Genomic DNA, 242 nt, shown 5'->3' on the forward strand with positions numbered 1-242 from the left:
GCTGCACCCATGGACTGCTCGATCATGTACCCGTTGTCGCGTACAGTTTCGAACATAGACTGAACCACCTTGTAGTGGTTGCCCGTGGTGGTGCGGGTGAACAGGTCGTAAGACAAGCCCAAAGCAGTAAGATCCTGCACGATTAGGCGATTGTTTCGGTCGGCCAGCTCCCTGGCGCTTATGCCCTCGGCATCTGCAGCAACCAGAATCGGAGTGCCGTGTTCGTCCGTACCGGAAACCAT

1 protein-coding gene is annotated in these 242 nt (G+C 56.2%); it reads right to left on the reverse strand.

From position 1 onward, the window contains the following. Positions 1-242 (reverse strand): class I tRNA ligase family protein (locus QP415_RS12695; RefSeq protein ID WP_285100310.1); only part of this gene is annotated, 242 nt, incomplete at both ends.

The sequence above is a fragment of the Pauljensenia sp. UMB3104 genome (assembly GCF_030217285.1).
In the GTDB taxonomy this organism is placed as follows: Bacteria; Actinomycetota; Actinomycetes; order Actinomycetales; family Actinomycetaceae; genus Pauljensenia.